Origin of the sequence: Peribacillus sp. FSL H8-0477 (assembly GCF_038002765.1) — a bacterium.
Classification (GTDB): Bacteria; Bacillota; Bacilli; order Bacillales; family DSM-1321; genus Peribacillus.
This window is the reverse complement of record NZ_JBBODE010000002.1, coordinates 464,701-479,075: the sequence shown is the minus strand read 5'-3', so window position 1 is coordinate 479,075 and position 14,375 is coordinate 464,701. Positions and strand designations below refer to the sequence as shown.

Here is a 14,375-nt window from a genome sequence, read left to right as displayed (position 1 = left end):
TCCTACCTATAAATTCTCCAAAATAAAAACCCTCATGCAGTACATAAGGGTTCGAGCTGTTTTATTGTAACACAAAATCACCAGATTCAGTCTTTACTTTTATCAAGTGCTTTCCTCCGCCTATCTGCCCGGATAGAGCATTTTCAGACTTCACATCATATTTAACCCCTTTTAATAGAACAATTCCATCGCCCGAATTGCCTTGATAGGTCAATTTAAAGGATTTCGGTTTCTTACTATAATGAAGACTAACATCACCACTTGAAGAGCTGATATCGACATTGTCTTTTAACTCATCACTTTCAATTGAGATATCTCCTGACTTTGATTCAACCTTAATCTCTTCAGGATCTCCCTTGACGTGGATATCTCCTGAACTACTTTTAAGAAGAAGATTCCCGGATCCTTTCTTCAAGAATATATCTCCTGACTGTGAAGCAACCTCTGTATTTAATGAATCTAAAGCGGAAGTGCTCACATCCCCACTGCTTGACGTGAGGGTTGTTTGTTGACTTTGATCATTAACACTCAGAATATCACCACTTGAGGATTCAACTACATATATCTCTTCAATTTTATTGTTTTTAGTACTAATATCTCCTGAACTGCTTTTAACGGAAATTTTATTTGCAGTAATCCCGTTGCTTGTTATATCTCCTGATGATGTCGTTGCGGTCACTGACTGATACACTTCACTGGGCAGTAAAATTTCTAGATATGAAGAGTTGATAACAAAGAATTGAAAAGAGTCATTTTCTATCGAAACATCCAACGTGTCACCGTTTTTCTTTACCTTCAGCTTATATTTATCTTGAATGCTTTTATTCATTTTCCCTTTGAGAGCGACCTTAATTTCCTCTGATGATTCCTGCTCATTAAGGACAATATCAACATCCGCTCCTGAAACAGCTATATGTTGAATCCCCTCCATCGGTACTTTGCTCTGTTTATTGGTTTCCACCGTGTTAAATGGATTCCCTGCTGACACTACAGTGATCATCAACCCAATAATGCCTACTGTCAATACAATCACTGCTGCGATTATCGTCTTTTTCATTACGTTCTGCCCCCTCTAATAATCTGGACGTTAAATTTGATATAGCGCAGAGTCCAGGTATATAACACCTTGCCAAGATAATATAAGAAAACCCCCGAAAGAACTCCCAAACTACCAGTAACCATTGCTGAAAACAGTCTAACAAAAAAACCCTCAAGTCCAATATACAGTCCAGGAATCATCAGTGGAATGGTTACAATAATCAGTGAGAATGAAGTAATACCTAAACTAAGGTAAATACACAATAAAGCTAACGCTGGACCAGCAACAAAGATTAAATTCAAAAGGCTGAGTGATATCGCAGAAAACACTGCCCGAAAAATGTTGCTAAACGACTGATCCACTTCCGCTTTTGTTATCGAATAGTCAGCAATTAAATCCTTTGCTATCTCTCGTGGATCACCCAATTCCTCCGCTAATTCCTTATATGTCCTGCCATCTGCTTCACCCAACTGAAAATGTTCTTTAAAATCAGCAAGCATATCCTGTCGGTCGCGTTCTGGTACTCTCTTAAGATGTCTGTCTAACTCCATTAAAAATTCATTCTTCATTCCTTTCTGCCTCCTCAATAAATTGGTTTACAGATAGAGAAAACTGTTTCCATTCTTTTATCAGCTGATTCATATATTCGGTTCCCTTAGTTGTCAGCTTATAATATTTGCGCGGAGGACCTTCAAAGGATTGTAAATGATAGGTTTCAAGAAACTCCTCCTTTGTAAGTCTGCGGAGAAGCGGATACAGCGTTCCTTCAGCAACTTCAATCTTCTTTGAAATATCCTGGGCCAACTCATATCCATACCGATCTCTTCCTGCTATCAAAATCAGCACACAGAGTTCTAATGCGCCTTTTTTAAACTGGATGTTCATATGTCCCCTCCTTGCTACTAGACAATATTCAGTAGTATGGTAAAAATAGCCTTTTATTTACATTTATCATACTCTACACTACTGAACATTGCAAGGTACTATAAAAATATTTTCAAAAAAGGTATACTATTCTGAATGATTCATCTAAATCCCAATTAATGAGGTGTAATTAAATGAACTATATAAATATGCGCGATGGGATCTTTCCATCTGTCTGTTCTTTAGATTGCCCGGATCAGTGCGGACTCCTCGTTCATAAACAAAATGGTAAGATTACCAAAATCGAAGGAGATCCTAAACATCCAGTCACCAAAGGAAATATCTGCAACAAAGTAAGACATATGTCTGAACGTCTTTATGATCCACAGCGACTACAGTTTCCACTTAAGCGTGTAGGACCTAAGGGTTCAGGGGCCTTTGAAAGGATCAGCTGGACAGAAGCTATTGAAACCATAACGAGTAAATGGAAAGATTTAATCGAAAAAAAAGGTCCAGAAAGTATTCTTCCATACAGTTTTTATGGAAACATGGGCATCCTTGCAGCTGAAGGAATGGACCGGCGTTTTTTTAACCGGCTCGGTGCATCCAGACTTGATCGAACCATATGTAATGCTGCCGGTTCTGAGGGATATGCCTATACAATGGGTGGATCGTTTGGAACAGATCCTGAAGATACTATTCATACAAAGCTATTTATTATGTGGGGGATTAATGCGGTCAGCACCAATATGCATCAGGTAACCATCGCTCAAGCAGCCAGAAAGAATGGTGCTAAGGTTGTTGTTATTGATGTTCATAAAAATCAAACCGGCCGTTGGGCTAACTGGTTTATTCCTATTTTACCAGGAACAGACTCCGCTCTAGCACTCGGGTTAATGCATATTCTTTATGCTGAAAACCTTGTAGATGAAGAATTTTTAAAACAGTATACGGTCGGTGATGCCGAGTTGCGTGAACATGTAAAAGACTATGACCCTCTTACGGTGTCAGCAATAACTGGTGTTTCAGTTGAGGATATTTATAAGCTCGCTAGAATGTATGGACAAACTTCCCCTTCTTTAATCAGAATCGGCAATGGGCTCCAGCATCATGATAACGGTGGAATGAACGTTAGAACCCTAGCTTGTCTTCCTGCACTCACTGGACAGTGGCTAAAAAAAGGCGGCGGAGCGATCAAAGGTAATTCTGGATATCTTGCATTTAATTCTGCTGCTGTGCAGCGCCCTGATTTATTACAGAACAAGCAAACTCGAGTCATCAACATGAATGAGCTTGGAAAAACGTTACTTAAGAAAGAACAGCCCATTTCCTCCCTTTACGTGTATAGCTCTAACCCCGCCATTGTTGCCCCAAACGTTACAAAAGTAAGGAAAGGCCTCATGCGGGAAGATTTATTCACAGTTGTCCATGACTTATTTTTAACAGAGACAGCCATGTTTGCTGATATCGTTCTCCCAGCTTCATCATCCTTTGAAAGTACTGATTTTTATACTTCATATTGGCATCATTACCTTCAGATTCAGCAGCCTGTCATAGAACGTTATGGAGAAGCAAAATCAAATATGGAGGTATTTAAGCTGTTAGCTGAAGAAATGGGATTCACTGAACAGGCTTTCACTGATACAGAGGAAGATATGATACGACAAGCTCTGAATCAAGAGGAAAATTCATTTCTAAAAGAAATGACCTATGAATCTTTACTAGATAAACAATATATCAAAGCTAATCGGCCGTTCTTTCCAAATCTCCCTACACCAAGCGGGAAAATCGAACTTTTTTCAAGCCGAATGGAGAAACAAGGGTATGACCCGCTGCCAACCTATCGACCGCTGATTCGTGATAATGATCTCCCGTTTCTATTTATTCCAGGCCCTAATCACAACTTCTTGAATTCGACTTTTTCAACAAATGACAAACATATGAAACTTGAAAAAGAACCAAAGCTTTATATGAATTCAGTCGATGCTGAAACATTAGGAATAGAAGAAAATGATCTCGTTCGCATTTTTAATGACCGAGGAGACTGTCTGATAAAAGTAGTAATCGGGAGTAATGTTCTTCCAGGTGTTCTCATCACTCAAGGGTTATGGGCAGATGCTTCTGGAGCGAAGCGGCTTGTCAATGCCTTAACACCTGATCGTATCGCTGATATGGGGGGAGGAGCAGTCTTTTTCTCCGGACGTGTAGGCTGCGAAAAGATTAAAAGCTGAGACTAAAGAAAGATAGCCTCCTTATCTAGGAGGCTATCTTTCTCTTATTAGATACTGTTTAGATGGTAGGTTCCAGCCTTTTTCAGCTCCTCAGAAAGATTTAATCTAGCATCTGATCCGTATTGATAGACATAATCTAACTGTTCAGGCGTGAGCAGTTTAATGCTGACTAGTCGAACGGATTCCAATGGAAGATCAATGGCTGTTTTTATTTCTGGAGAAGCCACACCGAGCAGTACACCTGTGACTCCATTCTCGTTTAAGTAGCCTTTAGGTGAATTTATCTCCGTAAATTCCATGGATAACACGGTATACTTTTCAAGGTGAGCCAGCATATTTCCACGAGACGCAGCATTTTGACTGATTTGATAAATAAGGTCAAATGCCCAGTGATTTTTCACGTCATCAAGTTCTCCTCGAAGTGAAGGATCATCACATTCTAAATAGAATTCCAAACCATAGCCATTATATGGTTGAATCTCCTCTTCAGCAGATGGATAAAAAGGATCTGACAATCCATCACTCGCAAAAACAACGCTGTTTTCCTTTACAATACGGAGGAACCCTTGTCGGTTAGCCGGCCAAGATACTCCTCCAAGAAACATTGGATTAATCAGATGTGTTAATACATAATTATCTAACTCCCCAACGGTCTTCCAAAATTCTTCTCTGCTTTTACTACTCTGCTGTAAAATTTGGTCAAACTTCTTATCCCTTTTTTTCTTTTTTAGATCAGCAAAATAGCCCATATGAGCCCCCCTTCCATAATTCTCTATACCCTATATTTAGAAAAAATTATATAGTATTCTATAAATAAAGTCCTGCTAAAAAAATGCCCAATACCTCTTGATATATTTCATCAAATTGACTAAGCGGCAACGGGTTTACTCCACTGCCTAGTTCGACGGTAAATCCCGGACGGCGCCAATCTTGAATAAACCAGTCCTTATATCCAGCATAGCTGTCTATCGTCTGAACTGCCTCATACCCGCTGACCCTCGCAAATTCCTCAACAATGTCTTCTGATTCAGGGGGCTCAAGATTTTCGAATCCCCAGTAAATTACTTCTCCTTGCGTATGAAAAGCCAATACCATGGAATAATCCGCCTTTTTAGTTAGATTAGCCATCGCAATCGCTTCCGGCTCGCTAAGAGGACTTTCTCCTCCATAATCTCTTGGCCCAGGTACCTTTGGGTTCCTCTCTCGTTCTAATTCCCATTCCGCAGGGAATTGATCATTTAAATCAACGCCTCTTATATTTGCCTTCCAATCTGAGAAATCTCTGCTTCCATTATTCCATTCCGTTACACGGCCCAGCCAAGGCTCGGGAGGCAGCTCATTCAATACTAAGTTGACTCCATCAGGATTCACCATTGGTACAATGGACAGCATAGTTTGTTGATACAAAGGATAAACTTCCAAACCACGGATAGATGTTTGATTGGTAAGTGCCAGCAAGTAATCATTTATAAACGTCATGATAATCGGTGTTGTGATCCACTCATTTGCATGAAAAGACCCATTATAATTAACTTGCTTATCACCTTTTCCTATCGACAAGCCTGGGATTTCTTTTTCTAACACAGAAGCACCAATCGAAGATTTACCAACGAACGGATAGACTTGTATAAGAGAATTTAGATCGTTAACCATCTTCTCGTACGTATATTCCTGTTGTCCATCCACAAGCATCCATGTAACTCGCAATGGCACTTGAATCACCTGTCCGACTTGCAGAGAAGAGGCATTTACTTTTGGATTAACTGTATACAATGCAGCCACGGGTACTTTATATTTTTGGGCAATTGCCCAAAGTGAGTCACCTTTTTCAAGAGTTAACTGAATGGTTACAAAGCCTGGAATTTTAATTTGTTGACCAATAAACAGCTGTCCAGCCTCTATGCCTGCATTAGAATCTATAATCAGCTGGATATTCATTTTAAATAACTGACTATAATACCATAAGGAATCACCTTGCCTAACCGTGATTTCCAAGTACATTCCTCCTCCTGCACATTCTCGATTTTAACTAACTATATGCATCCAAAAAAAATATAGGCGAAATTCTTTGTAGGCATCGAAAAGGCAGTCTATACATGTAATAGACTGCCCAGACTGTGTACAAACTCGGGTGAAAATCGAGTTTATCTATTTTTATGACTTGTATAACTTGAACCTTGATTTCCACTTCAGGCACTCGCTTTCCGCAGGCGGTCGGCGAGCCTCCTCGACTTTCGCCTGCGGGGTCTCACCTAGACACGCTTTTCCCGCAGGAGTCTCGTACCTTCCGTTCCAATCAACTTTGTTTACCTTTTAGAAGTATTAAAACTTGAGTTGATAAGGATGCTTTCTAACCATGATTTGATTTACTGGTGCCACAGAACCACTTGATTCGTAAAATAGAGCCCTCCATTGACTTCACTTTCATTTATGACTAGGTGAAAGATATGTAATCAGAGGTACACACCCAAGTATTTCAAAAGGGAGTTGGAATTTTTTAATTCCAGTCTCCTTTTGTCTACAAACTGAGTAGTCTGTACATGTAATACTGCCTTTTTTAACTCCTATTTTTGGTAGCTTCCCCATTCCTCAGCAAGCATTCCATACACAACATGATCTACATAATGATCATAAACCCACTCCGCCTGCCGAATATGTCCTTCCTCTCGAAATCCTAAACGTTCAGGGATGGCACGGCTTTTTTCATTACTAAAAGCTGCCTTAATGGAAATCCGATTAAGTTTAAGCTCGTTAAATCCATAATCCATTAAGCTGCTGCAAGCTTTCGTCATGATTCCTTTTCCTTGAAACCCTTCACCAAGCCAATATCCGATACTTGCAGAACGATTAGCACGGTTTAATTCTTGTATGCCAATCGTTCCAGCTATTTTTCCTCCATAAATGATCGCGACAGTTGTAGGGAAACCGCCTGTTTCGACCATCCCTTGCAGCGTTGTTTTGATCCAGGTCTCTGAATCTTTTACTTCAGTCGTGAGATCGACCCAGCCTAAATATTCTCTTAAATACGTTCTTGAGTTATTAATTAAAGTGAATACTTCTTCCGCATCATCCACAGTAAAGAGGCGGAAAGAGAGATTTTCGGTAATTTTTTGTAGTAACATACTGTCTCCTTTATTCAAACGCCTTTAACACAAAGGCAAGATTTTCACTCACATCACTAGCAAGAAGGGAGGTTTCAGCTCGAGTCTCACTCCAATATTCCGCACTTGCGCCATGCAGGTACACAGCATTAGCTATAGCAGATTTTATATCGTTCGCAGAGGAAATAAACGCGAGCAGGATCCCTGTTAACGTATCACCTGTCCCTCCCTTTGCCAGTCCTGCATTTCCTGTAACATTAATATGTAAGGATCCATCGGGGAATGCAATAACCGTATTTCTGCCTTTAAGAACAACAATGACTTCATTTCCTATCGCATAGGCAGATGCTTCATCCAAGCGATTCTTTTGAATGTCTGCTGTCATTTCCCCTGTCATTTTAGCAAATTCTCCAGGATGAGGTGTGACAACAATGGGTGCTGTTTTCCTCGGATACTCACGCATTGTCAGTGCACCCGCATCAAGTATAAGCGGGATTTTTTCTTCAAACAGATGCTTCAATGCCTTGTCTATTTTCACTTGATCGGTCAGACCCGGACCAATAGCTGTTGCATTTATCTTCTGGGGAATCTGTCCGTCAGCTAACTGTTCAAGACCATTATGAATGAAAGTACATTCGGGAACTTTGGCCGCAATAATTGCAGATGCAAAGGGATTCGTGGCCACCGTCAGCTTTCCAATTCCGCTCCTCATTGCTGCCAACGCGGCAAGCAGTGCACTCCCAGGCATTTCATCCGTTCCCGCAACAAGTAGTCCTGTCCCGTATGTTCCTTTATGGGCATTTGGGTTTCTTTTAGTAAATGTCCTTTTTACGTCAGATTCTGTCCATATCCGCCAATTCGAGGTATGGGGCAAACCAATATCAAGTACGGAAATTTCTCCGTAATACTCCTCACTACCTTCCAAAAACGCTGAGGGTTTATAACCATGCAAACTGTAGGTATAATCGGCTCGAAATGCAGCCTCCACTTCTCCTTTATCGGCTATTACCCCAGTCGGCATATCAATGGCAATACGCAGGGCATCCTGTGTATTTGCCCAGCTCACCATTTGTAACATATTTTTCTGGATTGGATGCCGTGCTCCCGCTCCAAGCAGTGCATCAATAATGACGTCATAACTTCCAACCAGATGAGATACTTCAAATCCACAGTTTGAAAAGTAAGTGAAATGCCTCTGTGCACTTGGGGTAATTGGCGTTTCATCTGGAAAAACGAGATCACACCGATAGCCATTCTGTTTGAGATACCGTGCAAGTACAATCCCATCTCCGCCATTATTTCCTTTGCCCGCAAGAATCAACAGTCGCTGTTCTTTATTGACGATGGAAGATAGTTCGCGATAAAGAGCACTTCCTGCATTCTCCATAAGCGTGAATGAATCAAGACCCTTTTTGGCCGCTTCAGCATCAACTTTTTTAATGTCTTCCGATTTATAAATGTACATCCTGTTCACCATCCTATATGGTTAAATGATATCCATATACTACCACAACTACCTTCTAATTTACTCTGCTACTGTTTGCTATTAAATACTCACTTAGGAAGCCCACATCCACTAAAAACATAAAAAACCACCTGATATAACAGATGGCAGGAAAACTTCTCTAATCGATATCCACTTGATCAATATTTCTAATGGAGAAATAAGCTACTAATAGGCCAAGTGCTCCGAGGGCTAAAGGTACGACCAAAATATTCGATAGCTTGAACTCATCCACAGATACATTAGCAAATGAGACTAACAAAATAGCTGTGACGATTGTAACTGGCACCGATTTCTTTATCATTCCAAAGTATAACGGGACCAACCCCATTCCTGCCGCTGCAAATGCTGTAAGTGGCATTTGCATGATAGAATCAGTTAACGTGCCGCTTGTTAGTTCCTCCGGTACAAAGTTCAAGCCAAGATCAGCTAAAAAGAACATAAATCCGATAAAGACACTAGACAAAACTATATTTACAAATGTGAATCCAGTTATAAGCAGGATTTTTGCAAGCATAATTTTCTTTCGGTTGATTGGGTAAGTAAACAATATAGATATCGTATTGTTTCTATATTCATCAATAATTAATTTAGAAATCAGCACCGAAGCAAAAATAATAAAAGCCGCCCGAACAAGAATCCCAATCATCTCGAAAGATTCCTTATAGCTTCCTAAAGTGGATATCCCTTCACTTTTTTCGGCAAAATAAATCCCGCAGAGCGCAATCATAATCCCTAGGTTAATAAACATAATCGTTTTCACATAACCGGCTAATTTGAACTTTTTAATTTCTAACTTAATTAATTTAAGCACTAAGCCCACCTCCATTAATCAATGACAAAAAGTAATCCTCCAGTGAATGTTTTTTCTTAGACAATGCTTCAATTGAAACATCGTTTAAGATGAGTGCCCTACTTATGTCACGTTGAGTGTGCTCGGTACTATAAATTCTGATGATGGATTCATCTAGCAGCTTATAATTTGTAATCTGTAAAATTTCTTCTAAGACATAAACTGCTTTTTTAGATTGCTCTGTGATTAATTCGATATATTCCGTATTTCTATCTCGGATGTCCTTCATAGAGACTTCCTCAATTAATCTGCCTTCTTTAATTACACCTATTGTGTCAGCAATTAATTCAATCTCTCCTAATATGTGGCTAGAAATTAATAAAGTCATTCCGTATTCATGGCATAGCATCTGAAATAAACTCCGGAGTTCTTTTATCCCAACAGGATCTAGACCATTTATCGGTTCATCCAAAATTAATAACTGAGGTTTCGTCATAATTGCCCTCGCAATACCAAGCCGTTGTTTCATTCCAAGTGAAAACTCTTTTACCGATTTCTGACTGATGGTCGTGAGTCCAACAAGCTTAAGCGCTTCATCAATCGCTTGTTTGTCGTAATACCCCATATATTCACCATGCAAATCTAAATTTTCTTTCGCGGTCAGCTTATCGTAGAAGACAGGGTATTCAATGATGCTACCCATTCTTTCAAAAAGCTCATATGAAGTATCCTTTAGTTCTTCACCAAAGATTTCAATGCTCCCTCCAGATGGTTTAACAAGTCCAGTCAGCATCTTCATAACGGTTGTCTTACCTGCTCCATTTGGTCCGAGGAATCCATATATTTCTCCCTTTTTGACTTTCATATTCACATTTGAAACAACATGGTTTTCCTTATATGATTTGCTCAACTGATTAGTCTGAATGATATACGTCATCCTATCTCTCCCTTTTTCTTATTGGTTACTTATCATTCTAATCAGGAGGTGTTGCTTTTTTCTTACCTATTTCTTACAAAAACCTTACGTTTCTAAAAAGTTACTCGTTTCAAACTAAAGGTAAAGGTAGTTCTTTCAAAAGGTACACTATGCAATGTGATTTCGCCGCCTAATTGTTCAATCAGCCGCTTGGTAATCGTTAAACCCAGTCCGCTTCCTTGATATAATTTGTTCCGGGAATCTTCCAGTGTATACATTCGTTCAAAGATTCGATTTTGGTCAATTTCGTTCATTCCTTTTCCCTTATCCCAGACATCGACATAAATCATGTCAGAAGTACTTCTTACATTAAGACCAATAACTAAACCATCACTGCCATAACGAATACTATTCGATAGTAAATTATTTAGAATTCGTTCCAATTCCACTTCATTACCCAATACATACAATGGCTCCTCTGGGATGTCTAACTCAACGGTAAACCCTTTAGCTGACAGCACGTCATAGTAGGCCAGAATATTTTTACGGCAGATTTCATTAATATTGACTCGAGTTAACGGCATATCTATATCTCCTGACTCTAATCTGGCTAAATTGAAAAATTTATTCATTAGATTAAGTACTTCAACTGTTTTGTTATGTACCTTTTCCAACAGCACATCTGTTTCTTCTTTGCTCAGGTTAGGATCAGCTGTAATCATTTCAATGTAGCCCATGACAACGGTCAACGGCGTTTTTAAATCATGAGAGATATTCGATAACATTCTGCGCATGGAGTCTTCTGTTTGAAGATGTGCTGCTCTACTTGTTTGAGTATGTTCAAGTAATTGATTTAATTCTATAAGAAGTTTCTTCACAATGACATCATCCGTCTGTATTAAGAGCTTTTCATCTGATGAACGTTTCATGATTTGCTGCAGCTTTTCGGATATGGATGTTAGGACCCGCTGTTGGTTTCTATGTATGAGATATTGATAGACGATAACCACTATTAAACTAATTATTAGCAGGATAAACATCTTAGTTCTTTCCCAACTTATAGCCAATTCCCCAGATGGTTTTAATATAGCAGGGATCCGATGGATCATCTTCAATCTTTTCTCTCAATCTTCTAATATGGACATTGATTACATTTTCGTCACCGTAGTAATCATCATTCCAAATAAAACGATAAAGCTGCGCTTTCGTAAAAACCCTGCTTGGATTCGTGACAAACAACTTCAATATACTAAATTCTTTTGAAGTCAATTTAATATCAGTCCCCTTTTTAAGAACTGAGAAGTTTTCCAAATCGATGGAAAGATCTCCGATTTCGAGAAAATTATCTACAGCTTGTTCACCACTTGAATAGTCAGTAGCACGTCGAATAATCGCTTTTACCCTTGCCGTTAATTCAATCATAGAGAATGGTTTAGTGAGATAGTCATCAGCCCCAAAACCCAAACCAAGCGCTTTATCAACATCACTGTCTTTAGCTGACATGATTAGCACCGGAACCTTGCTGTTTTCACGAATACTTTTTAAAATATCCATTCCCGAAACCTTAGGAATCATTAAATCAAGAATGACTAAATCAAAGGTATACTGGGCAAAATTCGTGATTGCCTCTTCTCCATCAAATGCAGCTACAAGTTCAAATCCTTCTTTGTTCAACTGAACGCCCACCATTTCACTAATTTCCACATCATCTTCTACAAGTAGAATTTTATGCATCCTTCGTTCTCCTTTGAATTGATGAATTCCGGTTCAATTTTTCTCTATGTCTAATTTTCTATAACAAGTTATAGTTCGATAAATGATTTTAAAAACCTCCTATAACATCCTTTTTCCTTTCTAATCCTATATAAAAGCCGTGTTTCCTTCTATGAGGATAAATCGGTTTTCTTTTGTGTTTCAATTACTCTTGTAACTGCTACTGAGATAATTTGAATGTAATTATTGAGAGCTAAGCGATTAAAAAAGGGGCTAATTCACTTAAACTCACGTCAAATCCTTATTATTGTGTAAATTCCCTTTTGGAAGACTCTCTTTCACCTAAACTTAACTCATCGGTCCACTATTCGGCCCATTCTCTAATTTATTCGGCCCAATCGTTGACTTATTCGGCCCATTCTCACTTTTATTCGGCCCATAGTGAGTTTTATTCGGCCGATCTTAAGTTGAGCCGCAAAAAAATACTATATCCTCAGCTTTTGGGTTTACCGGGATTATTGCAAATGCGTCATTACAATTCATTTGACTTGTATCAGACCAATAAAAATATGGCCTCGAAATCATTTCGAGGCCGCTCATTACTAGTACTATTAGGATTTTACCAACTGGGAAACAATCAGCATAATAAAGGAGATGCCGACTATACACACTACCCATAGCCAAGCCATTTGCATATTTCCCGTGTCAATGGCCATATAGATTGCTGTCGGTGTTGTTTGTGTTTTCCCCGGGATGTTCCCCGCAAACATGAGAGTTGCTCCAAACTCTCCTAATGCTCGTGCAACACTCAGGATTCCACCTGCAACAAGCGACTTTAGAGCTAAGGGAATGGAAACGAATAGAAATAGTTTGAATTCATTCGCTCCATCTACTCTTGCTGCCCCTTCTATATCGATATCAATCGCTTCGAATCCAGTCTTAGAAGACTGATACATTAATGGAAAGGCAACAATAGCCGAAGCTAGAACAGCCGCCCACCAGGTAAACATAATCGATTGATTAAATATCCATTCAATTATTTGTCCAAACATGCTGTTTTTCCCAAACAAAACAATTAAGAAAAAGCCGACGACTGTTGGCGGCAACACTAAAGGTAAAAGAAAAAGTGTTTCAACCAACACTTTTCCCCTGAATTTAGCCCTAGCCATAAACCTCCCAGCAATTAAACCTAGAATAATAACCAATATTCCAGAAACGAATGCAATCTCAATGGATAATCGGACAGGTGACCAAAAATCTGTTGTCATCAATCAGTTAATATCCGCAAATCCATATTTCACAAATATCTCCATCGCCTTATCTGTTTGGAGATATTCGTAAAAATCATTTGCTTCTTCTAAATGGGAGCTCTCTTTAATGATTCCTACTGGATAAATAATCGGAGTGTGTGTATCTTCTAAAGCTGTTGCAGAAATCGTGACTTTTTCAGATGTCAACGCATCAGTTTTATAAACGATACCCGCATCAACGTTCTCCGTTTCAACATAAGTAAGAACTTGACGTACATCCTTGGCATAGACCACTTTTTCTTCACTATCTTTCCAAACACCTAAGTTTTCTAACGTTTCTTTCCCATACTGGCCAGCAGGGACAGTCTCAGGAGTACCAAGGGCGATTTTTTCAGCTTTTGAGAGGTCTTCAAATTTATTTATCTGATTTGAGTCTTTTGGAACCACTAAGACAATTTCATTACCTATTAGATTTATGCCCTTTTCAACAAGTTTCTCATCCACTAATTTTTCGAACTTATCTTCAGCGGCTGAGAAGAATAAATCAACTGGAGCCCCTTGAGAAATCTGTTGCTGGAGTGCACCAGAAGCTCCAAAGTTTAGATTGATTTTAATATTAGCGTTCTCTTTTTCATAAGCTGTTTTTATTTCGTTTATAGCATCTTGTAAACTTGCTGCGGCCGAAATAGTCAATTCAACTTTTTCTGAACCAGCATTCTGCTTTTTACTTTCTTCATTTGATGAACATCCGGACATTACTACTCCTAAGAACATAATTGAGAGACAAAAAATCCCTATCTTTTTCACTATTCTTCATCTTCTTTCGCCTTTATAGTTATAATTAGATATAACTAGTTATAATTAGATCTATCCAATTATAATCGGTTAGAACAAAAAAAGAAAGACTTGAAGATAGTGAAGTTACTTTTTACGGATAGTGAGTTATTATAAGTGATGGAAGGAT

General features: G+C 38.9%; 14 protein-coding genes. 1 reads left to right on the top strand and 13 read right to left on the bottom strand.

Annotated elements, in window-relative coordinates:
- Positions 1 to 61: 61 nt before the first annotated feature.
- Genes MHI18_RS14055 through MHI18_RS14045 form a run of 3 tightly spaced genes read right to left on the bottom strand, consistent with a single transcriptional unit; the run spans position 62 to position 1,924 of the window.
- The gene (locus MHI18_RS14055; RefSeq protein ID WP_340848221.1) at positions 62 to 1,057 is read right to left on the bottom strand and encodes a DUF4097 family beta strand repeat-containing protein; all 996 of its coding nucleotides are present in this window, start codon (positions 1,055 to 1,057) and stop codon (positions 62 to 64) included.
- The gene (locus tag MHI18_RS14050) at positions 1,057 to 1,608 is read right to left on the bottom strand and encodes an HAAS signaling domain-containing protein (RefSeq protein ID WP_340848220.1); all 552 of its coding nucleotides are present in this window, start codon (positions 1,606 to 1,608) and stop codon (positions 1,057 to 1,059) included. Before MHI18_RS14050 ends, MHI18_RS14055 begins: the two co-directional genes overlap by 1 nt.
- Positions 1,598 to 1,924: a PadR family transcriptional regulator gene (locus MHI18_RS14045; protein ID WP_340848218.1), complete on the bottom strand. Its 327-nt coding sequence runs from the start codon at positions 1,922 to 1,924 to the stop codon at positions 1,598 to 1,600. The genes MHI18_RS14050 and MHI18_RS14045 overlap by 11 nt, the downstream gene beginning before the upstream one ends.
- Positions 1,925 to 2,097: 173 nt before the next feature.
- On the opposite strand from MHI18_RS14045, the gene MHI18_RS14040 reads away from it, so the two are divergent.
- Positions 2,098 to 4,134: a molybdopterin oxidoreductase family protein gene (locus tag MHI18_RS14040; RefSeq protein WP_340848217.1), complete on the top strand. Its 2,037-nt coding sequence runs from the start codon at positions 2,098 to 2,100 to the stop codon at positions 4,132 to 4,134.
- A 47-nt stretch (positions 4,135 to 4,181) separates the two neighbouring features.
- Here the strand turns inward: MHI18_RS14040 and MHI18_RS14035 are convergent, their stop codons facing one another.
- From MHI18_RS14035 to modA, 10 genes are all read right to left on the bottom strand, one after another.
- Entirely contained in the window at positions 4,182 to 4,883 is a 702-nt protein-coding gene (locus MHI18_RS14035; RefSeq protein WP_340848215.1) for a suppressor of fused domain protein, read from the bottom strand.
- Between the two features lie 58 nt (positions 4,884 to 4,941).
- The gene (locus MHI18_RS14030) at positions 4,942 to 6,129 is read right to left on the bottom strand and encodes a M14 family metallopeptidase (RefSeq protein WP_340848214.1); all 1,188 of its coding nucleotides are present in this window, start codon (positions 6,127 to 6,129) and stop codon (positions 4,942 to 4,944) included.
- A 569-nt stretch (positions 6,130 to 6,698) separates the two neighbouring features.
- Positions 6,699 to 7,256 carry a GNAT family N-acetyltransferase gene (locus MHI18_RS14025; RefSeq protein WP_340848213.1) on the bottom strand — a complete coding sequence of 186 codons (558 nt, stop codon included), beginning with the start codon at positions 7,254 to 7,256 and terminating at the stop codon, positions 6,699 to 6,701.
- Positions 7,257 to 7,266: 10 nt separating this feature from the next.
- On the bottom strand, positions 7,267 to 8,700 hold the full coding sequence (locus MHI18_RS14020; protein WP_340848212.1) for an NAD(P)H-hydrate dehydratase: 1,434 nt from the start codon (positions 8,698 to 8,700) through the stop codon (positions 7,267 to 7,269).
- 160 nt (positions 8,701 to 8,860) lie between these two features.
- Positions 8,861 to 9,553 (bottom strand): ABC transporter permease, encoded by a 693-nt coding sequence (locus MHI18_RS14015; RefSeq protein WP_340848211.1) that lies wholly within the window; start codon positions 9,551 to 9,553, stop codon positions 8,861 to 8,863.
- A complete protein-coding gene (locus MHI18_RS14010; RefSeq protein WP_340848210.1) occupies positions 9,546 to 10,469 on the bottom strand; it encodes an ABC transporter ATP-binding protein in 924 nt (307 codons plus the stop codon). Before MHI18_RS14010 ends, MHI18_RS14015 begins: the two co-directional genes overlap by 8 nt.
- Positions 10,470 to 10,561: 92 nt before the next feature.
- Entirely contained in the window at positions 10,562 to 11,488 is a 927-nt protein-coding gene (locus tag MHI18_RS14005) for a sensor histidine kinase (protein ID WP_340848209.1), read from the bottom strand.
- Position 11,489: 1 nt separating this feature from the next.
- Positions 11,490 to 12,182: a response regulator transcription factor gene (locus tag MHI18_RS14000; protein ID WP_340848208.1), complete on the bottom strand. Its 693-nt coding sequence runs from the start codon at positions 12,180 to 12,182 to the stop codon at positions 11,490 to 11,492.
- A gap of 590 nt (positions 12,183 to 12,772) precedes the next feature.
- Positions 12,773 to 13,429 (bottom strand): molybdate ABC transporter permease subunit, encoded by a 657-nt coding sequence (gene modB, locus MHI18_RS13995; protein ID WP_340848207.1) that lies wholly within the window; start codon positions 13,427 to 13,429, stop codon positions 12,773 to 12,775.
- 3 nt (positions 13,430 to 13,432) lie between these two features.
- Positions 13,433 to 14,218: a molybdate ABC transporter substrate-binding protein gene (modA, locus tag MHI18_RS13990; protein ID WP_445669995.1), complete on the bottom strand. Its 786-nt coding sequence runs from the start codon at positions 14,216 to 14,218 to the stop codon at positions 13,433 to 13,435.
- Between the last annotated feature and the right edge of the window lie 157 nt (positions 14,219 to 14,375).

Bases quoted from the DNA above. Each gene is read 5' to 3' on its own strand.
- MHI18_RS14050 (WP_340848220.1), bottom strand. From the start codon at position 1,608: ATGAAGAATGAATTTTTAATGGAGTTAGACAGACATCTTAAGAGAGTA.
- modB (WP_340848207.1), bottom strand. From the start codon at position 13,429: ATGACAACAGATTTTTGGTCACCTGTCCGATTATCCATTGAGATTGCA.
- MHI18_RS14055 (WP_340848221.1), bottom strand. From the start codon at position 1,057: ATGAAAAAGACGATAATCGCAGCAGTGATTGTATTGACAGTAGGCATT.
- MHI18_RS14005 (WP_340848209.1), bottom strand. From the start codon at position 11,488: ATGTTTATCCTGCTAATAATTAGTTTAATAGTGGTTATCGTCTATCAA.
- MHI18_RS14035 (WP_340848215.1), bottom strand. From the start codon at position 4,883: ATGGGCTATTTTGCTGATCTAAAAAAGAAAAAAAGGGATAAGAAGTTT.
- MHI18_RS14045 (WP_340848218.1), bottom strand. From the start codon at position 1,924: ATGAACATCCAGTTTAAAAAAGGCGCATTAGAACTCTGTGTGCTGATT.
- MHI18_RS14000 (WP_340848208.1), bottom strand. From the start codon at position 12,182: ATGCATAAAATTCTACTTGTAGAAGATGATGTGGAAATTAGTGAAATG.
- MHI18_RS14025 (WP_340848213.1), bottom strand. From the start codon at position 7,256: ATGTTACTACAAAAAATTACCGAAAATCTCTCTTTCCGCCTCTTTACT.
- MHI18_RS14040 (WP_340848217.1), top strand. From the start codon at position 2,098: ATGAACTATATAAATATGCGCGATGGGATCTTTCCATCTGTCTGTTCT.
- MHI18_RS14020 (WP_340848212.1), bottom strand. From the start codon at position 8,700: ATGTACATTTATAAATCGGAAGACATTAAAAAAGTTGATGCTGAAGCG.
- MHI18_RS14010 (WP_340848210.1), bottom strand. From the start codon at position 10,469: ATGACGTATATCATTCAGACTAATCAGTTGAGCAAATCATATAAGGAA.